Raw genomic sequence first — 22,354 nt, forward strand, 5'->3', positions numbered from 1 at the left:
GGCTTATACCGCAATTCAATACCGTTTTAGACGCGACGTCGCCAGCCTAATGTTGCAAGTAACATCAAAGCCCAATAAGAAACACTGCCGCTACCTTCAGAGTTCTTGAATGTCGTTGTCTTCAAAGAAGCAACAACCGTCACGATAACTTCCCCCGTAGCAGTGGCACCATGACCATCTGAAACCGTATATTGCAGCTTGATGCCGTCAGTAGGGCTATCCGGTGCTTGAAAACGGATTTTGCCATTCTCTACACTCGCACTTCCCACACCCGTTACGTTCTGTACGCTTTCTACAACCAGTTTATCGCCGTTCACATCCGAATCATTGCTCGCTGCATCAATCAGAATACTTTCACCAACGGCAACGGTCGCCGTATCTGCAAGCGTAAGTGGCGCTGCGTTTTTCATGGTTAAATCGACGGTAGCACTGGACGTTTCATTACTAGGATCAGTCACGGTTAAACGGAATGTCAGAACCTCACCCGCTTTTGCACCTTGAGGCACCGTAAAGCTTGTGCTAACACTGGTTGCATTGCCAAGAGAAACTGAAGTGCCAGCCAACTGCTCCCATTTATAACTCAACACATCACCATCAGCATCCGTACTATTTAACGCAGACAACGTGACTCGCTGCCCAACCGTCATGTCTTTATTATCAACATCAATCACGGCCACTGGCGCTTCGTTGCTGCCAAGCACTTCCACCTGCACATTCACGATTGAAGATGAGTACGCACCATCAACCGACAACAAACGATATTGGAAAGTGTCCAGACCAACGAAGTTAGCTTCAGGTTGGTACTGGTTGCCAGAGATGGTGCCGTGCTCAGGCTTCTGCACAATGTCCACATTGAACTGATACCCTACCGCCATGAAATCATTGTCCATCAGGTTCAGTTTGATTGGCGTATTTTTATTGGTTTGTAACAAATCAGATTTCGCTTCAACCAAGTTGCTCGCATCCACATTTAATAATGCTGCAAACGGAATATAAGAGAACCCGGCTTTTTCTAGACCAAACGTGCCAATCTCACTGTAATCACCAGTCCACATTACAGGTAGGGAGGCTTTTTCAGTTTTTAGCAAGCGGCCGAAGTCAAAGTTTGCATCAAATTGACCGCCTTCCAATTCAACGACCAATAAGTGCTGACCCGCACTCAATTGGCTTGATTGGGGGAATAAAATTCGAGATGACTTTTGGAAGTTACCTTGCTGTAAAAGCTCAGCGTTGTTTTGATTCAATATTAATCGATAGCCAATGTTTCCAGAAAATGGGAATCGCCAAACTCGATAAGTCATGTCACTTTGAGCGCTATCTCTTTGCGCATAAAGTTGAAGGCCATCAAGCTCTGTATCACTATTCAAGTCCAGTGACACCGCCAGAGTGTTACTCCCACTCGCGTACACATAACCTTGATGAAGAGAGTTCAGCCATGCTGATTTATTTGGTTCGTTTGTATGCTCAAGAGAAAAGCTACCGCCGTTGGTGTTGCTGGCAATGTTGGAAATACGAACCCCAGTATCAAACCCTGTGATCGCTCTCAGACCCGGGGTCGATGTATCTGAAATGACATCGCCACCATTAGGGTACAAATCGTCAGCGTCACTCCTACCATCATTTTCTAACTCATTCAGACCATCAGCCTGCATGATTTGAACCTGCATCGCGCCAACATCATTAAAGCGGTTCTGGACATTGACCGACGTCGCCAGGATACCTTCAGCCGCCAATGCTCGGTCGTAACCGCTAAAGGTGCGATTTTCCAAGTAAACACGTGGACCAAACTCTTTCAAGTACGGGTCGAGATACACCAGCTTGACATCGTCGTTGTTCACAGAAATAGGCGCTGGACTTTCATGAGTTACCGTTGGTACAACAAAACCAGCAGCGTGTTTGCTCCATGCACTCATGTTAACCGGAGTGTCACCAGCGTATGAATCTCCCGGTTTCTGCGCCCATGAACCGCCACCCATCACGCCCCAAGAGCCAATCGAGGCATCACTGTTCCTTGCGTACAAATCCGGTAAGCCAAGCATTAAGTGGCCAAGCTCGTGTACGATCACGCCCAACGTCGCTTGATGATCAACTTGATAGTCAGCGAACACACAATAGTCTGTGATCTTTTTACCATCTAGTGTGACATCATCGTGAGAGAATTTGTGCGGCCAAATCGCAGGACGGTTGAGAACCCCTGTTGAACGATCTCCCCCCGCAAAAATAAACATGACAGAGAGTTCTGACGGTTCTACGGTACCATTTTGATTGCTGTCGTAGGCCGAAAGATTAAAGTATGGATCCAGTTTTTGATAAGCCTCGGTGAAAACCGCATTCAACTTGGCGGTGCATGTCTTATCAGTCGAACTAGAGTGACAGTTAGGGTGGCTTTGTGCCACAGTCACATCTATCACACCGTCATTGGCGGTGCCGTAACTCTCAAGTGCAGGAACAACTTTGAATTTACCTTGAGAGTTTTTATCAAAGTAATCCACAACGCTTTGACCATTGGTATTAAATACGCGTTGCTCAAAATCATGCACCATTGCTTGGTCATCAAACGAAACTTGCACAACCAATAGGGGCTGCTGCTTCACCGTTGAACTGCTCATCGCCTGGTAACCTTGCGCCGAGCGCAGTAGGTTTTTTCGTGCCATCGGTTCAATGGTTTTTAGAGAAGATAATTGCGGTTTAACTTGTAAATCCGGTCGAAACCTCGCCGACTCAGGTGGCTCACTCGACTGCGTTTTCACCACACCTGTCGAGATCAATATTGGCGTGTCTGACTCGCGCTGAATCTGCGCGAAAAACCAAACGCCGTCTTCCTGAAGTAAGGCATTGCCCTGCTTATCTTCAAACCAGTGGAAATCTGCCGTTCCACGTAGAATTGCCTCACTGGAGCTACCATCGCTCAACGCAATAGTATGCCAAACCGGTGATGGCGGAGTAGTTGCCATGCTCTTCCCTGCAAGAAGCGCAGTTAACATAGCCATGGCGAGTGTGTTGAATTTCAAAGTACGACTCCATCTTTTCGATTCGTTCATTCATACCAAGCACAACAAACACAAAGTAACCCTATGGGCATAGAGTAAGACTGAGTGACTATTGACGAAGGCTGGTATCAATTCGCTCAGATAACACGACGTAGTTTGGTGTCACACTACAAAAGCGTCGGATTCCAAAACGCTGTTATGAGCGTAGCTTCTGAGAATATAAATTGAGTGAATGAATAGTATCGAAACGAAAGGAAGAAGAAATGAACTTCTACGAATTTGTAGGTAAAATTGGGCAACATTCCACATATTCTATAAATGTACGAGCACTGCTATTAATCAATGCTCGTAATGGTCGCGCGGCCATTGTTTAACGCTATATTAACCTGTAAGAACGGCGTCTTCTGGGTATTTGACCAAGGTAGGTTCAGGACGTGCCAACATGTAGGCAAGCGTGAGCGGCCCAATACGACCAATGATCATCACCACGATCATAATGTATTTACCAGGTTCAGAAAGTTCCGCAGTCAAACCTGCGGTGAGCCCCACTGTGGCAAATGCGGAAATGGTTTCAAACATAACTTTATCAAAGCTGGCCTTCTCGGTAAGCATCAATAAAAACATTGCGCTTGTCAGGATGGCTCCGCTCACAACGATAATTGCCAATGACTTAGTCACAGTTTGCCAATTTATGGTTCGCTTAAACATAACCACATGTTTCTTTTGGCGTAAAAAGGTCCACGTAGCCATAAACGCAACAGCAAATGTGGAAACTTTAATACCGCCCCCCGTTGAGGTGGAACCCGCTCCAACTAACATCAGAACAATCATGACCAGTAAGGCTGGCTGAGTAAACAGCGCCAAGTCAACACTATTAAACCCTGCCGTTCGAGCACTCGCAGATTGAAAGAATGCCGCCAACCATTGCCCTGTTGCAGGTAAAGACGCCATTGTGTTTGGGTTGCTTCGCTCAAGTAACCAAAACAGCATCGTTCCGACTAAGAGCAATATCGGTGTCGCAATCAGCATGATTTTGGTGTGAAGATGCAAAAAGTGGAAACCTTTGCGCCAGTTTAGCCAGATGTCACCCACAACAGTAAAACCAAGCCCGCCAAAAATGAATAGCCCCGCCAGTGTAAAGATAACCAACGGATCATTCACAAAGCTCATCATACTGTCAGAAAACAGCGCGAACCCAGCGTTGTTAAATGCAGAAATTGCATGAAACAAGGCGTAAAACATACCAGTCTGCCAGCCCATTTCAGGGACCCAGCGGATAGAGAGAAAAATAAACCCGACCGTTTCTGCAACAAGCGCGAAAACAACAATCCGCTTTACTAGTCGGTTTAGATTGACTTGCCGATCTTGCCCTAATGCTTCTTTCGCCAGCGCTTGTTGACGCAAACTCAAACGCACGCCGAACATATAGAGTAAGACCGCCGACAACGTCATCTGCCCCAACCCACCGATTTGCATTAAAAACATCAGCAAGATTTTACCCGCAAGCGTAAAGTGTTGCCCAGTATCGACAACACCAAGCCCTGTCACACTAATAGCGGACGTTGCGGTAAACAAAGCATCCGTTATCGACAGGCCCGTAACAGAAAATACTGGCAAGGTTAGCAATACCGCAGAAGGCAGTAAAACACCGAGAAAACTGAGCAATATAATTCGCGGTTCATTGCCTTTCGCTTTCTCTTGTTTACCATCTGGTGCGTAAAAAACACCTTTCTGATGAAAATACGTCATAGCGATTTTAATTTATTTGCGAGCGCATCTTGAGGGCCGACCACAATAATTAGGTCACCAATTTCTAGTGTGGTATTAAGGTCAGGTGCCTTGGTAATTTCTGGGCCCCGTTTAAACCCTAGCACTTGCACGCCATCGACTTTGCACAGAGCCAAATCACTTAGTGTCTTACCCATCCAACGAGAGCCAATCACAAACTCCGTCATAGCTAAGCCACTGCCTAATGGGTGGAACTCAAGAACCCGTTTATCGAGCATTTTACGCGCGACACGTATCCCCATGTCACGCTCAGGCATGATAATGTGGTCTGCGCCAATTTTTTGCAGAACACGAGCTTGGAAGCGGTCGTTGGCTTTAACCCATACTGACTTTACTCCCGCCTCTTTAGCAATCAATGTCGCAAGAATACTGGCATTGACATCCGCTCCGATGGCAATCATCACCATGTCGTAATCATCAAGTTTGAGCTCAGCAACCGTCTCTTCGTGAGTACAGTTAGCCACAACCGCCTGACTAACAAAACTGGCGGCTTCTTTAACTCTGTCTTCGTTGATGTCAACGGCTAAAACTTGAGCGCCTGAATCTTGTAACTCTTTACACACTGCCAAACCAAATCGGCCAAGACCAATAACGGCGAATTGCTTATCACCTGTTTTCATTTGTGCCCCATCTTATTATGCATTCATTAGCAAGCAAAAAAGTTTGCGCCCATTCCTTACCTTGTGCAAACCTGCGGACAGATAATTGACAAAAGCTTAACGCACCTTGATTCACTTTACGTGTTAAGCGTATGACACTGATTAACTTTTTTCCTCATTACCGAATAGAAACCGTCGCGATGGCTACATAATTGGATGCCTTAAAACGCAAAAAGCCGCAAGAATGCGGCTTTTAGATCATGGGATAAACTGGCTATTTTGATTCGCGCTTATCGTGCGGTTTACGTTTATTCTTAGGCACGTAATTTAAAATTGAAATTGGTACTGGCTTTCTTGGCGCAAAACCTTCAATTTCCACTCGCTCTAGCAAGTGCCCTAAACGACTTTCAATCATGCAGAGGTTCTTAAAGTCGTCTTTTGAAACCAGTGATATCGCCTCACCTTTCGCGCCAGCACGACCTGTACGACCAATACGATGTACATACTCATCCGCTGGGTAAGGTAAATCGTAGTTGATGACAACTGGCAGATTATCAATATCAATACCGCGCGCAGCAACGCCGGTTGCGACTAAGTACTGGATTTCACCCGCTTTAAACTTTTCTATTAATTCCTGGCGAACACGCTGATTACGGCCACTGTGGAATGCTTCTGCCACAATGCCACGTTTCTCAAGTTGGCTTACCAGTTTGGCTGCGCCGTGTTTAGTTTCAATAAATACCAGTACTTGCGACCAGTCATTTTCTTTAAGCAAGTGACTTAACAGCGACGACTTCATGTCTTTATCGACGGTCGTGATCCACTGTTTAATATTTGATTTTGAGGCACTGTGCTTTGCAATCGTGATCTCTTCAGGATCAATAATCGCATTTTTCGCCAAGTCACGAACAGGGTTAGATAACGTCGCTGAGAACAGCAAACTTTGCACATGTTCTGGCATACAGTCGACGATTTTGTCGATCGCATCGATGAATCCCATATCCAACATTTTGTCGGCTTCATCAAGCACTAGCATTTCCACTTCATCAAAGTGAATCGCGCGTTGACCGTACAGATCAATCAAGCGCCCAGGCGTGCTTACCACAATATCGACCCCCTCGATCAAGGCTTGTTTTTGTGGTGCATAATCCACACCACCAAACATCGCCATTGAGCGTAATGGTAAGTTTTTACCATAAGCTTCAATACTTTGATGAACCTGAAGCGCAAGTTCGCGTGTTGGCGTTAGGATAATCGCACGAGCGCGTTTTTTACGTTGCGTTTCGCCTCGACTAAGCTTTTCTAAGATTGGCAGAACAAAACTGGCCGTTTTACCTGTGCCCGTTTGCGCTGCTGCAATTAAATTGCGGCCACGCAATACGATTGGAATGGCTTTTTGTTGGATAGAAGTGGGTTTTTCATAACCTAGCGCTTTTACTGCATCAGCAATCGATGCGCTTAAACCAAGCTTAGAAAATGGCATAGAAAGGTCTCAACAGAGGAAATGGGCGCGTAGTGTATCAGAATCCCCGTGAAGTAACAGAAGGATTCATGCGCGAAAAACTAGGAACATGACACAATCTTAGCCCATGAAATTGGGCTGCAAACCTTTTTCTAATTTTTTCCTCACTTTGTAGGAAACATCATTAAGCGTGATTTTCCCCGTGTTGTGGCGATCGATACCTGCATTCTGTCGATAGGCAATTGAGCCTTGTCTGAACAAAACGAAAGACGGCGGTTTACCAATCGCAGCAGGGTAGAGAATGGCCATGTAAGCATCTTCTAAGCTATTAATTTTATTTCGATAGGGCCAATAGTACGCTTTCACATAGTCAAGTTGTTCAAGCGCGCTCATTCTCGCAAGAGTCTTTGTGTTCACTCCTAATGACTCTGCGGTAGAGGGCATAAATTGAATTAACCCTGTAGCCCCGCTTCCGGAACCATTTTTGATGCTTGGACTGAAAGTTTCAGCAGTTTCAAATGCCATGCACGCCATAAGATGATTAGGATTGATCTTTAGCTCTTTACTAATACGAATGACTTTAGATTTGAACTCTGGAGAAACTTTACCTCCCCACGCGACCGCGTTCTCGGGATCTGCAATCGAAGAGACCGTTGATGCGTCATGTTCTTCAACAATTTTAGAAAGTAGAGGAAGCGTTTGGCGTAGTCGATGGCTCGAACTCACCAAGCGAATTGATTTGGTAAGAAACTTGTCTTTTTTTTGATGTAGTTTTTGGAACTTTACTAACTTATACAGTTGCTTATAAACCGTTTTCACAACGAAGCCGGATGTAGGGAACACTCCCAGAATGTAATCCATTTCCTACAAATTTAATATAAATATCAGCAACAGGAATCCTGGATGTGATCAATGTCACCATAAAAATTCTCAAATTCGATACACACCAATGTAAGTGGTCAATGTGTCTCCAACACGCTAGAAGTAAAAGTAAAGAGGCATTAAAAAGGTCTTACCAATTTTTTGGTAAGACCTAAGTTTACTGATTCTCGGATAAGCGAATGTATATTCTTACAGTTCAGCTTCCCGAACCAGTTCTGCAAGCGTCGACAAACGCTGCTCACTTTGTTTAACGTAAGGATTATTCGTATCCCAAGCATATCCAGCCAAAATCGCACTAATCATCTGTTTAATACGTGGGTTCGGGTTTTGATAGAAAATCACATCTTGCAACGTGCCGTTGTACCAGCCTTCCACATAAGTGCGGAATGTGTTCACTCCCACCATTAAGCGTTGCGAGTACTCTTCTTGCCAATCAACCTTTTCACCATTCAGCTGACGAACCAAGCAGTCCGCTGCAAACTCTGCCGATTTCATGGCGATAGTGACACCCGATGAAAATACAGGATCAAGAAACTCACCAGCATTACCAAGCAACGCGTAGTGCTCTGTCGCTAAACGTTTGACGTTAGCAGAATAGCCACCCAACTCGCCTGCTGGATTCGGGTAATTCGCGTTTCGCAATAAAGCAGCCAAACCCGGCTCTTCATTGGCTAACTGCTGCAACGCTGCAATCTTATCTTCTGGGTATTTTTCGAAAAATTCTGGCTCACCCACCACACCAAACGAACAGGTACCATTAGAGAATGGGATTAGCCAGTACCATACGTCGTGATTTTCAGGATGAACTGAAATTAAAATTTTGTTGCGATCGTATTCCGGCTCTTGGGGAGAGATATGATCTTCGATATGGGTAAAGATCGCTTTTCTAGGCGGAAGACAAGAAGGTTCTTCTAGCTCCAACAAGCGTGGTAAAACACGCCCAAAGCCACTTGCATCCAGCACAAAATCTGCTTCGATTTGATAAGCCTTCTTATTTGAGTCGAGCACTTCTAATCGAGACTTTTTCCCTTCAAACACTAGGTTGAGCAGCTCATGCTGATAACGAATCTCTACGCCTTGCTCTTCAGCGCTATCTGCCAATACTTTATCAAAGTTGGCACGTTGAACCTGAAACGTCGTGCCCGGTCCTGGTGTGTATTTGTTTGTAAAGTCGAACTGGGTGTATACGCCATTACGACGAAATGCAGCACCATCTTTATACTGGAAACCAAACTGCTTTACTGCATGAGTCATTCCTGCTTGTTCAACAACTTCCATACATGCAGGGAGTAGGCTTTCTCCTATGGAAAAACGTGGAAAAGTCGCTTTTTCTAAGACAACAACATCTATGCCACGCGATTTTAATAACGCAGAAACGGTTGAACCTGATGGCCCCGCTCCTACGACAACAACTTGCTTGAGCTCTGTTTTCATTCTGAATTTAGTTTGCTTGTAGTTTTAATAAGGTATGACCAAGGCCAATATTGTCGGTTCTTTCAACGACAGATAAACCTGCCGCTTCGACAATTTCTAAGAAATCATCACTGCGATAAAAGCGACTATTACCGTTAGCTAAACAGGTAAAATAAAGAGAAGTGGCATTAAGGCTATAGGAAGCTCCCGCGTATTTTTGAGCATCCCAAAACAGCTCCAATACGTAAATAGTATCTCCCTTCGTTAACTGGGCTTTAACTTTTTTAAGGATATTGAGGATCTCAATTGGGGAAAAGCAATCCAAGAACTGGCTCATCCACCATACGTCAGCATGCTCAGGCAATGTTTGTGCTTTATCAAGCATGTTTGCAGGGTATGGACGTACACGCTCGACGAACTGGTTTTCTGAAACATTCTTCATCGCTACTTCTAATTGCTGCGGTAAATCAACAATCGTCACTTGAACGTCAGGGTCATGTTTACAACACTGAATCGCCCATTTTCCCGTATTTCCGCCAATATCCACAAGATGCTTTGGCTTCCTTGCAAATACCTCTTTAAGCAGAAGTGGGAACGAGCGATCCGAATAGAAATGATCGAACTTAAACCAGCTCTGTTTGGCTTGTTCTGGTAACGTCGATAGACCTTGATAAATGGTCTCCCAATTGCCCAACTCTTTCAAACCTGACGGTTTACCTTCTTGAATTGCTTCCGTCAAATGCATCATCGCGGCGTAACAAACATCTGCCGTAAAATCCATGTTTGCATTCGTCATACCATCATGAAGAAGGTAAAAACCAAGGTTTGCAAGCGAATAGTTAGGTCGTTCCCATAAAACAATATGCGCACTAATCGCCATATCCAACAGTACTTTAACACCATATTCTGATACTCCCGTTTTCTCGGCAATATCTGTGGCACTCATGCCTTGAGCGCCAGCGCTGTCTAAAGCGGCTAAAATACCTAAATCTCGAAGCGTTTTGGCGGTCTGGAACACGATTGGTGCAAAAGATAACTTCTGAGCTTCTGTCTTCGCTTCAAAAGCATTAAAAGGGTCATTATTTTGATTTAACACGGAAAAACCTAACTGCAATTAATAGTTTTATTGTTGAGATTGATTGCCCAACAATGCAATAGCTCGCTGAATATCAACATTCAAGTTGTTTACCCAACGATTGTAATTGCGGTGGATTTTGCCATCACTTGCTTTGAGATTTACTGAGTTGAGATAAATAATTGAGTAATATTTATTATTGTATGGGATTTTTACTTCTGCAGAGTGTTTACGAACGTGGATTTTTGCAATAAGAACACCAGGGCTTACTTCTTCGATCGTCCAGCCTCGGTTAGTTGCTGATTGCACTATGGCCATTTTTACTTGTTTATTTTGAAGATCATAAGCAACTGGAGTATCCTCCACATTCATTACAGGTTGTACTCGTCCACAACCAACAAGAAGCAAAGTTAATAATAACGAGACATACAGCTTAAAACGCGACATGATAATTTCCTTTTTATTGTGAATTTGGGTCAACCCCAATTTGTATCGAGCTGTAAAATAAACAATTTAACCCAATATGCCAAACTCGAAGATCAACATTTCGTTCAATATTGATGCGTGGACAGCGAATTCATTCGGTTTATCCGAATCCAATGAATGGAAACAATGGGCAACAGAGATAAAATGGCCAGAAGATGGCAAAATCAATGTTGCAAATATTCCTGCGATGATGCGCAGAAGAATGAGCCCACTCAGTAAACTGGCGGTACAAACTGCAATCGAAATGCTTAATCAACATCAAGTTGATTACCTTGTATTTTCAAGCCGTCATGGTGAACTGCATCGCAGCGTCGCACTAGTTGAAGATATAATTAATGGAGAAGAGGCGTCTCCGATGGCTTTTTCTCAATCGGTGCACAATACCGCCGCAGGGCTTGCCACTATCGCAACTAAACAACCCATTCCCCTAACTTCTATCGCTGCGGCAGAAAACACATTCCAAAGCGCAATATTAGAAGCATGGCTGTTTTTGTCCGACAATCCTGACAAAAAAGTACTGCTTGTTGATTTTGATGAGCCTATGCCTGACTCTTATTTAGAATATGAAAACCAACAATACCAAGGGTTTGGACTTGGCTTAATACTTTCTCATGGAGACAAGTTCGCGATACAAAGCTCCATAAACGCAGAACGTTCCGGTCATCCTCTTCCTCAAGGTTTAGTATTTTTGCAACAATACTTGTTAGATAAAAGCCAGTGGACTATTTTCGCTCCGCAACAAGCTTGGGAATGGCACAAAAAATGACTCGCTTAAATCAGTATTGGCGTGTGCTAGCAACAGGCTTTTGTTTTTCAGTATTTGGGTTAGGTGGTTTAGTACTGAGTTTCATTGTTATTCCGACCATTCGTATTTTTGTTTCAGACCAAACGGAACGCGAATATAAAGTTCAAGGTGCGATTCGATATTCATTCAACACATTTTGTAAATTGATGAAGTTGAGTGGCGCAATCGATTATCAAATTATTGGTGCCGATATTCTTCAACAAGATCGTAATTGTTTAATTGTTGCCAATCACCCTAGTTTAATCGATTACGTTCTCATTGCTTCACAATTAAATCGCTGCGACTGTTTAGTAAAATCGGCAATATGGTCGAATCCTTTTATGAAGCACATCGTAAAAGCAGCCGGATATATTCCCAATGAAGCACCGGATGATTTATTAGCACTTTGTGATGAACGATTTAACAAAGGCAACGTGTTGCTTATATTTCCTGAAGGAACAAGAACAACACCAGGTGTAGAGCCGAAATTACAACGCGGTGCAGCACAAATTGCGGTAAGAACAGAACGAGATTTAAGAGTTGTCCATATTACGGTAACGCCAAGTTTCCTCACAAAAGAGAAAAAATGGTATCAAGTACCGGCAACAAAGCCCTTTTTCAGGGTTGAAGTTAAGGATAAAGTTGAGATTACCCCCTTTATAAAGCAAACTACGTCGCCGACAATAGCGGCGCGACGCTTACAACAGCACCTAGCTGAAAACATTTTTCCAGAAAACTTTTATTAATAAGCAGGTCCCAGTGGAACAGTTACACAACGACATTAAGCAACTTATTATTGATGCTTTAAACCTTGAAGATTTAACCGTAGATGATATTGAAACGGATGCACCACTTTTTGGTGATGGACTTGGCTTAGATTCTATCGACGCGCTTGAGCTTGGACTCGCAATAAAAAAACAATACAACATCGTTATTGATGCCGACGACTCAAATACGCGCGAACACTTTGCGTCTGTAGCAAATCTAGCGAAATACGTTTCTTCTCAAACTAATGAATAAGTTGTAGGTATATTCATGACTGATGTAAATAAAGATCAAGTATTTGAACAAGTTAAAGATGCGCTTGTTGAGCTGTTCGAAATTGACGCAGCCGACATTCAATCAGATGCGCACTTATACCAAGATCTCGATCTTGATAGCATTGACGCCGTTGATTTGGTCGTACACCTACAGAATGTCACTGGCAAAAAAATCAAGCCAGCAGAGTTTAGTGCAGTAAGAACCGTCGACGATGTGGTTAACGCTGTTACTGAGTTATTGAAGGAAAGTTAATGCGCCAATTGCTGACTGGTCTGTCTGCAATTGTACTGTTTGCCTACCCCTTCGCCGTCTATTTCGGTATAGATAAATTTGGCTTGAACTTAGTTGGGGGCTTGTTAATTGCTGCGTTACTTTTGCGTGTTTTCGTCGCAAATAAGACCCCACTAAAAGAGTTTAAGTTCTTGGCGCTCGTTACGGGCGCTGTTGGCATTGTCCTAATTACGCTTGGCATGGTGTTTAAACAACATGGGTGGCTTCAGTTTTACCCTGTCGTTGTCAATGTATGTATGCTGTGTGTATTTGGACTGAGCTTAAAACAGCCGCAATCGATCATAGAGAGGCTTGCTCGCTTGCAAGAACCCGACCTTCCGGCTAGTGGCGTGACTTACACTCGCAAAGTGACGATGGTTTGGTGCGCCTTTTTTACGCTCAACGCTGCTGTTGCACTCTATACCTGTTTCCTACCAGTAAAAATATGGACGCTTTATAACGGCCTCATCAGCTACTTACTTGCTGGTGGCTTGTTCGCTGGAGAATGGATCGTGCGTCAATTTGTTCGAAAGGAACACTAATCGTATGAATACAACGTATTCGAGCTTTACCTCCCTAGCGACCTTGTTCATCGCAGAGAGGTCTGAGCAATCCCCAGTCTCTTACGAGCGCGACACGGTTATCACGTGGGGTGATTTCCAGCAGCACGTCGCAACACTTGCTCAGCAGTTAGAAACCCAACCAACGCAAAACATTGCGTTGTGTTTTGGCAACAGCTACCTGTTTGCCGTTGGCTTTTTTGCTTGTTGTTATGCAGGAAAATCCATGGTATTACCTGGTAATTACCAACCAGAAGCACTCAAAGAGCTCAGTGAGCACTACGATTTGTTGCTGCATGATGCCGATGTCTCGGTTCCAGAACTGGTGAGCTCGCTTTTGATCGAAGCTCAATCATTGCTAGAAACCACCGTGATTAACGAGCCAGAGGCCAAACAACCTTATTTTTGGCGAGAATTAAACCTAGCGGAAATACCGGTAGCGCTATTCACTTCGGGTTCAAGCGGCACACCAAAAGCCATTGCAAAAACGCTTAAACAGCTCGATATCGAAGTTTCTATTCTAGATAACCTATGGGGCGACACAGTTGCCAACACACGCGTTGAAAGCACCGTTTCTCATCAACACATTTACGGCTTGCTGTTCCGCGTATTGTGGCCTTTGTGCTCTGCACGTCCATTTTCAGCACACAACCTAGAGTTCCCAGAGCAAATTGTCCATCACGCCGATGCTGACACCACGCTAGTAAGTAGCCCTGCGTTACTTAAACGACTCAGTGAAGAGCACGATCCGGTTGCGATTCGGTGTGTATTTTCTTCTGGTGGCCCCTTGCCAAACCAAGCGGCGCAGCACAGCCAGCAGTTGTTTGGGTCACTTCCTATTGAAGTTTTTGGCAGCACAGAAACCGGCGGCATTGCTTACCGTCAGCAGCACGAAGCCAGTACTCCCTGGACGTTATTCCCTGGTGTTGAAGCCGAGCTTAACCATGAAAATTGTTTAAAGCTCCGCTCGCCACACATTGATGAAAACACTTGGTACCAAACTGCGGATGAATGCTATTTCCATGATAGTATTTCTTTTGAATTGCGTGGACGCACTGACCGAATCGTCAAAGTCGAAGAAAAGCGTATTTCCCTTGTCGAAGTGGAAAAACGTTTAGAGCAATTGCCGTGGGTTCAAGAAAGCGTGGTGATCCCAATGGAAGAATCTGGTCGCCTCACGTTAGTCTCAATCATCGTACTTAACGATAAAGGCGGTGATGTGCTTGATGAACTTGGTAAAGGCAAGTTTTGGCTTGAACTTCGCAAGGCACTGCGCAATTGGTTAGAACCGATCGCTATCCCGAGAAAATTCCGAGTGGTCGACGAAATTCCATTGAACAGCCAAGGCAAACGCCAAGTTGCTGAAATTGAAAAACTATTCCAATAAAGCTAGTAACATGGATAAAAGAAAACCAACCATTCAGAATATTGAAGTGAGTGACCACACCGCGGAGCTTTCGCTGCGTGTGGATGCTGACATCTTAGATTTCCAAGGTCATTTCAGTCACTTTCCTCTTTTACCCGGCGTCACTCAAATTGACTGGGCGTTGTTCTACGCCGTTCAATATTTGAACACTCCCAAGGTATTTAAAGGAATGGAAGTCATCAAATTTCAAGAGCCGATTCTGCCAAACGCCGACGTTTGTCTCTCACTCTCTTGGGACAATGAGCGCGAGAAATTGACCTTTAAGTACACATCGAAAAACGGTGAAACCTTGGTGACTCACTCTTCAGGCAAAATGAAACTGGGTGAGTCACGTGAGTGATTATCGCCCCTGCTTTTTAATTCCTTGCTACAACCACGGCAGCACAATTGCAGACGTGGTTGCGTCGTTATCCTCTTTCGCTTTGCCAGTGCTGGCCGTTGACGACGGCAGCAATGAAGACACCAAACAAGCGCTTTCTGCTTTGAGCAAGCAAGGACTGATAAAACTGATTAGTTTGAGAGAAAACCAAGGCAAAGGTGGCGCTGTGATGGCAGGCCTACATCAAGCTCACCAACTTGGTTTTACGCACGCCATTCAAATCGACGCAGACGGTCAACACGACCTAGAAGCATTGCCGAAATTGCTCAGCGCCAGCGAAACAAAACCAGATAACCTGATTTCGGGCCAACCGATATACGACGAGAGCGTACCTAAATCCCGTTTGTATGGTCGCTACGCTACGCACGTGTGGGTGTGGATAGAAACCTTGTCACTATCTATCAAAGACAGCATGTGCGGTTTTCGCGCCTACCCAGTGGCGAAAACGGTCGCCGTGTTGAACAAGTACAGCATCGGCAAACGCATGGATTTTGATATCGAAATTCTGGTGCGAATGTACTGGGAAGGCGTCGATATTGATTTTGTTCCAACGCGCGTGATCTACCCTGAAGGTGGCATTTCCCACTTCGACGCATTGTGGGATAACGTCAAGATAAGCTGGATGCACACTCGCCTATTTTTTGGCATGTTGCCGCGCATTCCTTCGCTACTCGCCAGAAAGCACAGTCACACAGACGACAGCAATGCCCACTGGTCGAAACGAAAAGAACAAGGCACGATTTTAGGCATCAAAACCTTGCTCGCGGTTTACCGCTTGTTCGGTAGAAAAGCGTTCGACCTGATTTTAAAGCTAGTCATGCGCTACTACCACTTCACGGGTAAATCTGCCCGTGAAGCGTCTGAGGTTTACCTGAACAACTTACAGCACTACGCAGCGCAGCAAAACATCGCACTGCCAAAGCAGTTGGACAGCTATCATCATCTGCTTTCCTTTGGGCGTACCATGCTCGACAAACTGGCAGCATGGCAAGGTGACTTTAACGTCGATAACCTAACCATTCACGGCCAGCATCATTTCGAAGAGATGGCGCAGAAAAAACAAGGCGTGCTCATTTTAGGCTCGCACCTTGGCAATATCGAACTCTGCCGTGCGCTTGGTCGTCGACACTCTCATGTCAAAATCAATGCCTTGGTATTTACCCAACACGCTGAACAATTTAATGCGGTAATGAAGGCGGTAAACCCAAATTCGGAACTGAATCTGATTCAAGTCAGCTCAATGGGACCAGACACCGCGATTTTGCTTCAACAAAAAATCGAGCAAGGCGAATGGGTGGTGATCGTTGGCGATCGCACTTCCACCAGCAAAGAAAATCGTGTCGTTTGGGCAGATTTTCTTGGTAAACCTGCCCCATTCCCGCAAGGCCCATTCATGCTAGCCTCGGTATTAAAAGCGCCGGTCTATCTACTCTTCGGCCTACGCGACGATGAAGCGAACACTCCGCATTTTAATGTGTACTTTGAACACTTTAGTGACCAAATCACGCTACCGCGCAAGGAGCGTCAGCAGGCACTAGAACGCGTTGTTCAACAGTACGCACACAGATTAGAACACCACACACTGCAAGCGCCGTTACAGTGGTACAACTTTTTTAACTTCTGGACTTTAAGTAATCAGCCACATGACAAACAACAATAATCACAACATCACTTTTGGTGCCCAATCTTTAACCATCGAAGATGTCGTTGCCATTGCTCAAGGTGCAAAGGCAAGCATGAACACCTCGCCAGAATTTACCGCGAAAATCGATCGTGGCGTGGCGTTTCTGGAACGATTACTGAAGGAAGAAGGCGTTATTTACGGCGTGACCACGGGTTACGGCGATTCATGTACAGTGGCGATTCCACCCGCTCTTGTGGATGAACTTCCGTTGCACCTTACGCGCTTCCATGGCTGTGGCTTAGGTCAAATCCTTTCTCATGAGCAAGCTCGTGCGGTGTTGGCAACACGTTTATGTTCATTGTCGCAGGGCGTATCTGGCGTGTCTCACGATCTGTTGACCCAAATCGTTACGCTTATCAACCACGACATTGCGCCGCGTATTCCACAAGAAGGCTCGGTGGGCGCAAGCGGCGATTTAACGCCTCTTTCTTACCTAGCGGCGACCTTGATTGGCGAGCGTGAAGTGCTTTACAAAGGCGATGTGCGACCAACACAAGAAGTGTTCGCAGAGCTGGGCATTGAGCCAATTCGCCTAAAACCAAAAGAAGGTTTGGCGTTAATGAACGGTACATCCGTGATGACGGCCCTCGCCTGTCTTGCCTACAAACGTGCAGAATACCTAGCGCAGCTTTGCACCAAGATTACCGCAATGGTCTCTGTAGGTATGCAAGGTAACGATTTCCACTTTGATGAAGCGTTGTTTGCGGTAAAACCTCACCCTGGTCAACAGCAAGTTGCAGCTTGGCTGCGTGATGATCTCAATGCTGAACGTCCGCCACGCAATAGCGACCGACTGCAAGATCGTTACTCGCTGCGTTGTGCGCCACACGTAATTGGCATGGTGCAAGACTCACTGCCTTGGCTACGTCAATTGATTGAGAATGAACTAAATAGTGCCAACGACAATCCAATTATCGATGGCGACAACGAGCGCGTTCTGCACGGCGGTCACTTCTACGGTGGTCATATCGCAATGGCGATGGATACGTTGAAAGTGAACATTGCCAACTTAGCTGATTTGCTGGACCGTCAGATGGCGCAACTGATGGATTACAAGTTCAATAACGGCCTGCCGTTTAACTTAACCGGTGCAGAAGGCGAGCGTAAACCGATCAACCACGGCTTTAAAGCGGTTCAGATTGGTATCTCAGCTTGGACGGCAGAAGCGTTGAAAAACACCATGCCAGCGAGCGTTTTTTCTCGCTCAACCGAATGTCACAACCAAGACAAAGTGAGCATGGGCACCATTGCGGCTCGTGATTGCTTACGCGTACTTGAGTTAACAGAGCAAGTTGCTGCGGCTTCACTCCTAGCAAGCGTTCAAGCGGTTGAGATTCGTCGCCGTCATAACGAATTGGACGAACACCACATGAGTCAGAGTTTGCGAGTAATTCGTGACGCCGTACTGAGCGAGTTTGAATTTGTGATTGAAGATCGCCCATTGGAACAAGATTTGCGTCATTTCATTGAACGCATTCAGCAACGTCATTGGCCACTCTACGCGGAGGTATAATGCAAGAGCAGGTTCTCTACCCATTAGAAGCGGAGGTGACAATGGTCACCTCATTCCAAGATGCTGACCCGATGGGCGTGATATATCACGGCAACTTCTTTCGGTATTTTGAAGAAGCGCGTCGTGTGCTGATGGAGAAGCTCCAATACAGCTATCGCGATATGCAAGACTCTGGGTACATGTGGCCGATCATCGACACGCGCGTTAAATACGTCAAGGCGATTCCGTTTAATCACACCATTCGTATTACCGCGCAACTCACTGAGTGGGAAAACCGCTTGCGTGTGGATTACGTGATTTACGACGCCGAAACGAATCAACGTATGTGCAAAGCGCATACAACGCAAGTCGCCGTATCCATTGAAAAGCAAGAGATGTGCTTTGTGTCTCCAGCAGTCTTTTTAGATAAAGTAGAGCAATGGCACAACCATGGGAGCCTGAACTAATGCAAAAGTGGTTACTCTCTTTTTTGTTGATATTTTCTGTTCCAGCACTGGCCACACCGACCGCAAACGTAACGGATTTGGCATCGCTTCAACAGCAGTTGTCTCAGCATGAAATCGTACGCGGAGATTTTACGCAGCAGCGTCATCTGGAAATGTTTAGTCAACCTTTAACCTCTAAAGGTCAGTTCACACTGAGCAAAACACATGGCTTGTTGTGGCAACAAACAGAACCTTTCGCAGTCAATTTGGTATTGACGGAAAACAAACTTCGTCAAACTTTTGCCGACCAAGCACCGAAAACGATCTCTGCACAAGAAAACCCAATGGCGTTCTACTTTAGTCATGTGTTTTTATCCGTGTTCCACGGGGATACTTCTGCACTGCAAGAACAATTCACACTCGATTTTTCAGTTGAGAACAATCAATGGCAGCTCGTTTTAGTGCCAAAACAGTCGCCATTAAATGCGGTGTTTCAATCCATCACTCTTTCCGGTAAAACGCACATTGATCGCCTAACCCTACAAGAGCTGCGTGGCGATAAGACCGAAATCACGTTTACAAACCAGACCTCTCTACCTCAGGAACTCACGGATGCCGAAGACGCTCAATTCCGTTTCTAAACTCAGTCTCGGCACTCATACCTTTGCTCTGGTTTGGCTCAATCTCGTTGTTTTAGCGGGCGCGTTGCTACTCAAACAATGGGTTTGGAGTGCAGAATCTCCGATTGAGACCAACATTTTAAAACTGCTGCCGAAGAACCAACAAAACCCGGTGGCTGAGCAAGCCTTTGAGTCGGTCTCGGCAAGTATGAGCGACAAAGTCATTTTCGTGATCACAGCGCCGGACAAAAATGCCCTTTTTGCAGCGGCCGCTGAATTTGATAAGGGGTTACGCCAAAGTAATCATTTTCGCGATGTGGTAGGAAAAATCTCACCTCAAGAACAGCAAGCTTGGGCGAGTTACTACTTTAAGCACCGCTTCCAATTGCTGACGCCTGAACAACGAGAGCGTTTAAGCCAAAATCCAGAACAGCAAGTGCAGCATGTGATTCAGTCTCTGTACAACCCGTTTTCTGGGGTGACTGGGCAAGAGTTACAAAATGATCCTTTCTTGCTATTTCGTGATTATTTAAGCCAAGTTACCCAGCAATCGTCCTCTTTCCGATTGGATAACGGCTATCTGTCCGTCGAAAAAGACGATGCTCAATACTTGCTTATTACTGCCGAACTAAAAGACTCGCCTTATAGCCTAACTGGGCAGCTTGCAGTCCCTGATATTCAAGCGCTAGAACAAAGCGTCGCGCAGAAATATGGCGCTGAAGTCTCACATACAGGCGTTCTATTTTACGCCGACTTTGGTACGCAAAGTGCCAAATCGGAGATCAGTACCATCGGTGTGTTCTCTCTGCTCGGTATCATTGCATTGTTCGTGTTGGTCTTTCGTAGTGTGATGCCACTGTCTCTCGCACTGCTTTCCATCACCATTGGTTTGCTCGTTGCGTTGTCCGTTACGACGTGGATTTTTGGAAAAGTCCATCTGTTCAGCTTAGTGTTTGGCGCAAGTTTAATCGGCGTGTCTATCGACTACGCATTCCACTACCTAACCGAACGCCTTGCGGCGGGAAATGAATGGGATAGCGAGCAAGGGTTAAAGCATATTTTCATAGCGATCACACTTGGCTTAATCACCAGTTTGATCGGCTATTTGGGCATGTTAGTGGCACCGTTTCCTGGTTTGCAGCAGCTTGCGCTGTTTTCATCCATTGGTCTGATTGCCGCTTACATCACCGTGGTGGCTTGGTATCCGATACTGGCTCGTAACCCATCGCGCTCCATTTCGAATTTACCGGGACAATCACTGTTGGCGAAATGGTTAACGCTTTGGAATCAACCTCGAATTAAAGTCGGATTACCGATGTTATGTGTGGTTGCGAGTGGCTTTTTCTTGCTGCAATTGAACTACGATGACGACATTCGTCTGCTGCAAACGATGCCGAAAGATCTCAAGCAGCAAGAAACCTTGATTACGACGCTCAGTGGCATGCAATCTTCGCAGCAAATGTTGGTCGTTACCGCCGACGATGACGAAAACCTAATGAAAAAACTGGAGTCTTTGACGCCAACATTAGAAGCGTGGAAAGCGGACAGCACCATCGAAAGCTACCAGAGTCTGAGCCGCTACTTGAGCTCTGTGGAACGTCAGCAACAAGACTATCAATTGATTCGCGATCTTTACGCAACACAATCCAGCCCACTTGCATCCGGACTGGGCTTAAATAAAAAGCCGAAAATGGACGCCGACTTTATCCCTGTCACGGTTGATCAGTACTTGCAAAACCCAGTATCAGCGCCTGTGCGTTTTCTCCATTTGGGTAAAATTAAAGGAAAATCGGCAACGGTAGTGGTGTTAAACCAATTGCAAGACTCCGCCGTTGTTAAGTCTTTTGCCAAATCGCAGCCTGACGTTGTCTACCTAAACAAAGCAGAAGAAATTTCCGCCCTATTTGGTGAATACCGAATCAAAATCATGGAGCTATTGGCAGCCGCCAGTACTGTGATCTTTCTGGTGTTAATCAAGCGGTACGGTCTGCAACACAGTTGGCGAGTTTTACTGCCATCATTGATTGCTTGCGCGTGCGGTCTGGCAACTGCTGTCGCGATGGGAACAACATTAAACCTGTTCAACTTGCTTGGCTTAGTACTCATTCTTGGTATCGGGATCGATTACACTCTTTTCTTTGCCGAGAAAGCGCGCAGCGTGAGCACACTATTGGCGATCACCCTTTCGGCAATAACCACTCTGCTGTCATTTGGGTTGCTGTCACTAAGCCAAACTCACGCGATTCACAGTTTCGGCATTACGGTGTTAAGTGGTATTTTTGTTGCTTGGCTGCTCTCTCCGATTGCGATTAAAACAGAGGGAACGACGTCATGATTTTTAACCATGCTTTTCGCTGCGCGACGTTAATCGTACTGAGTCTGTTTTTAAGTGCATGCAGCTTGGTACCTCACCAATCGACACCTCAAGTCGATATTGCTGAGAACACCCAAGTTAACTTACCGACTCCAGCCAGCTTGGGCTATCAGTTGACGGCCAGCCAATTGATTACGGCCTCTTGGGTAATTGACGACAAACCCACATCTGAGCAACTTCCGGTGCAACTGCAAGTGACTAGCAACGAAGTGGTACTGGCAGGCTTCTCATCTTGGGGGACGCGAGTGCTCTCGTTGTCTTACGATGGAGAACAAATCCAAACCGAAGTACTCAACGGTTTGCAAGGTACGCTACCGCAGCCAGAACAGGTATTATTTAACCTGATGATCACGCTCTGGCCGAGTTCCGCTTGGGAAGGATCGTTAAATGAGGTAAGGTGGCAAATGATTGATAAAAATAATTCTCGCGCCATCTTTGATAGCGACGGTGAAAAGATCATTGAGATTCAATACAGTTCTTCTAACAAATTAGAGGGTAAGATTGATTTTCACCACCTCAAACATCAGTTTTCAATTTCTATTCAAACACTGCAACATCAGATTAATTAAGAACAATTTAGAAT

The 22,354-nt window shown here is 45.4% G+C and carries 21 protein-coding genes; 13 read left to right on the forward strand and 8 right to left on the reverse strand.

What is annotated here, in order from left to right; all coding sequences use genetic code 11:
- Positions 1-26: 26 nt before the first annotated feature.
- The 8 genes from R7E51_RS10545 to R7E51_RS10580 form a co-directional block, all read right to left on the reverse strand.
- Positions 27-3,011, reverse strand: coding sequence for a M6 family metalloprotease domain-containing protein (locus R7E51_RS10545; RefSeq protein WP_165439067.1), 2,985 nt, complete (start codon positions 3,009-3,011; stop codon positions 27-29).
- 360 nt (positions 3,012-3,371) lie between these two features.
- A complete protein-coding gene (locus tag R7E51_RS10550; RefSeq protein WP_206958163.1) occupies positions 3,372-4,739 on the reverse strand; it encodes a TrkH family potassium uptake protein in 1,368 nt (455 codons plus the stop codon).
- Positions 4,736-5,398: a potassium channel family protein gene (locus tag R7E51_RS10555; protein ID WP_005388291.1), complete on the reverse strand. Its 663-nt coding sequence runs from the start codon at positions 5,396-5,398 to the stop codon at positions 4,736-4,738. The genes R7E51_RS10550 and R7E51_RS10555 overlap by 4 nt, the downstream gene beginning before the upstream one ends.
- 253 nt (positions 5,399-5,651) lie before the next feature.
- Complete coding sequence (locus R7E51_RS10560) at positions 5,652-6,860, reverse strand: DEAD/DEAH box helicase (RefSeq protein WP_005382264.1); 1,209 nt, start codon at positions 6,858-6,860, stop codon at positions 5,652-5,654.
- Positions 6,861-6,959: 99 nt separating this feature from the next.
- A complete protein-coding gene (locus tag R7E51_RS10565; protein WP_081008346.1) occupies positions 6,960-7,700 on the reverse strand; it encodes a transglycosylase SLT domain-containing protein in 741 nt (246 codons plus the stop codon).
- A 210-nt stretch (positions 7,701-7,910) separates the two neighbouring features.
- Positions 7,911-9,155 carry an NAD(P)/FAD-dependent oxidoreductase gene (locus R7E51_RS10570; RefSeq protein ID WP_064376288.1) on the reverse strand — a complete coding sequence of 415 codons (1,245 nt, stop codon included), beginning with the start codon at positions 9,153-9,155 and terminating at the stop codon, positions 7,911-7,913.
- A 7-nt stretch (positions 9,156-9,162) separates the two neighbouring features.
- Positions 9,163-10,230, reverse strand: a complete 1,068-nt coding sequence (locus R7E51_RS10575; RefSeq protein ID WP_017634791.1) for a class I SAM-dependent methyltransferase — start codon at positions 10,228-10,230, stop codon at positions 9,163-9,165.
- Positions 10,231-10,257: 27 nt separating this feature from the next.
- Positions 10,258-10,656, reverse strand: a complete 399-nt coding sequence (locus R7E51_RS10580; RefSeq protein WP_005382272.1) for a hypothetical protein — start codon at positions 10,654-10,656, stop codon at positions 10,258-10,260.
- Positions 10,657-10,732: 76 nt separating this feature from the next.
- Here R7E51_RS10580 and R7E51_RS10585 point away from each other — a divergent pair, with 76 nt between their 5' ends.
- From R7E51_RS10585 to R7E51_RS10645, 13 genes are read left to right on the forward strand one after another with little or no spacing between them, the layout of a single operon-like run.
- Complete coding sequence (locus tag R7E51_RS10585; RefSeq protein WP_017819930.1) at positions 10,733-11,461, forward strand: beta-ketoacyl synthase chain length factor; 729 nt, start codon at positions 10,733-10,735, stop codon at positions 11,459-11,461.
- Complete coding sequence (locus R7E51_RS10590) at positions 11,458-12,225, forward strand: lysophospholipid acyltransferase family protein (RefSeq protein WP_005388305.1); 768 nt, start codon at positions 11,458-11,460, stop codon at positions 12,223-12,225. The genes R7E51_RS10585 and R7E51_RS10590 overlap by 4 nt, the downstream gene beginning before the upstream one ends.
- 13 nt (positions 12,226-12,238) lie before the next feature.
- Positions 12,239-12,499, forward strand: a complete 261-nt coding sequence (locus R7E51_RS10595; RefSeq protein WP_005382278.1) for a phosphopantetheine-binding protein — start codon at positions 12,239-12,241, stop codon at positions 12,497-12,499.
- Positions 12,500-12,514: 15 nt separating this feature from the next.
- Entirely contained in the window at positions 12,515-12,772 is a 258-nt protein-coding gene (locus R7E51_RS10600) for an acyl carrier protein (protein WP_005382279.1), read from the forward strand.
- On the forward strand, positions 12,772-13,332 hold the full coding sequence (locus R7E51_RS10605) for a hypothetical protein (RefSeq protein ID WP_132936505.1): 561 nt from the start codon (positions 12,772-12,774) through the stop codon (positions 13,330-13,332). Before R7E51_RS10600 ends, R7E51_RS10605 begins: the two co-directional genes overlap by 1 nt.
- A gap of 4 nt (positions 13,333-13,336) precedes the next feature.
- Complete coding sequence (locus R7E51_RS10610) at positions 13,337-14,737, forward strand: AMP-binding protein (RefSeq protein ID WP_206958165.1); 1,401 nt, start codon at positions 13,337-13,339, stop codon at positions 14,735-14,737.
- 10 nt (positions 14,738-14,747) lie between these two features.
- On the forward strand, positions 14,748-15,116 hold the full coding sequence (locus R7E51_RS10615; protein WP_021449611.1) for an ApeI family dehydratase: 369 nt from the start codon (positions 14,748-14,750) through the stop codon (positions 15,114-15,116).
- On the forward strand, positions 15,109-16,815 hold the full coding sequence (locus R7E51_RS10620) for a glycosyltransferase family 2 protein (RefSeq protein WP_053303279.1): 1,707 nt from the start codon (positions 15,109-15,111) through the stop codon (positions 16,813-16,815). Before R7E51_RS10615 ends, R7E51_RS10620 begins: the two co-directional genes overlap by 8 nt.
- Positions 16,799-18,352, forward strand: coding sequence for an HAL/PAL/TAL family ammonia-lyase (locus R7E51_RS10625; RefSeq protein ID WP_017819934.1), 1,554 nt, complete (start codon positions 16,799-16,801; stop codon positions 18,350-18,352). The genes R7E51_RS10620 and R7E51_RS10625 overlap by 17 nt, the downstream gene beginning before the upstream one ends.
- Positions 18,352-18,798 carry an acyl-CoA thioesterase gene (locus R7E51_RS10630; RefSeq protein ID WP_025526424.1) on the forward strand — a complete coding sequence of 149 codons (447 nt, stop codon included), beginning with the start codon at positions 18,352-18,354 and terminating at the stop codon, positions 18,796-18,798. Before R7E51_RS10625 ends, R7E51_RS10630 begins: the two co-directional genes overlap by 1 nt.
- A complete protein-coding gene (locus R7E51_RS10635; protein ID WP_025517803.1) occupies positions 18,798-19,418 on the forward strand; it encodes a LolA family protein in 621 nt (206 codons plus the stop codon). The genes R7E51_RS10630 and R7E51_RS10635 overlap by 1 nt, the downstream gene beginning before the upstream one ends.
- Positions 19,390-21,732, forward strand: coding sequence for an MMPL family transporter (locus tag R7E51_RS10640; protein ID WP_206958167.1), 2,343 nt, complete (start codon positions 19,390-19,392; stop codon positions 21,730-21,732). Before R7E51_RS10635 ends, R7E51_RS10640 begins: the two co-directional genes overlap by 29 nt.
- Positions 21,729-22,340: a DUF3261 domain-containing protein gene (locus R7E51_RS10645; RefSeq protein WP_017819937.1), complete on the forward strand. Its 612-nt coding sequence runs from the start codon at positions 21,729-21,731 to the stop codon at positions 22,338-22,340. The genes R7E51_RS10640 and R7E51_RS10645 overlap by 4 nt, the downstream gene beginning before the upstream one ends.
- The last annotated feature ends 14 nt before the right edge of the window (positions 22,341-22,354 follow it).

Origin of the sequence: Vibrio sp. Vb1166, assembly GCF_033338695.1 — a bacterium.
Classification (GTDB): Bacteria; Pseudomonadota; Gammaproteobacteria; order Enterobacterales; family Vibrionaceae; genus Vibrio; species Vibrio alginolyticus.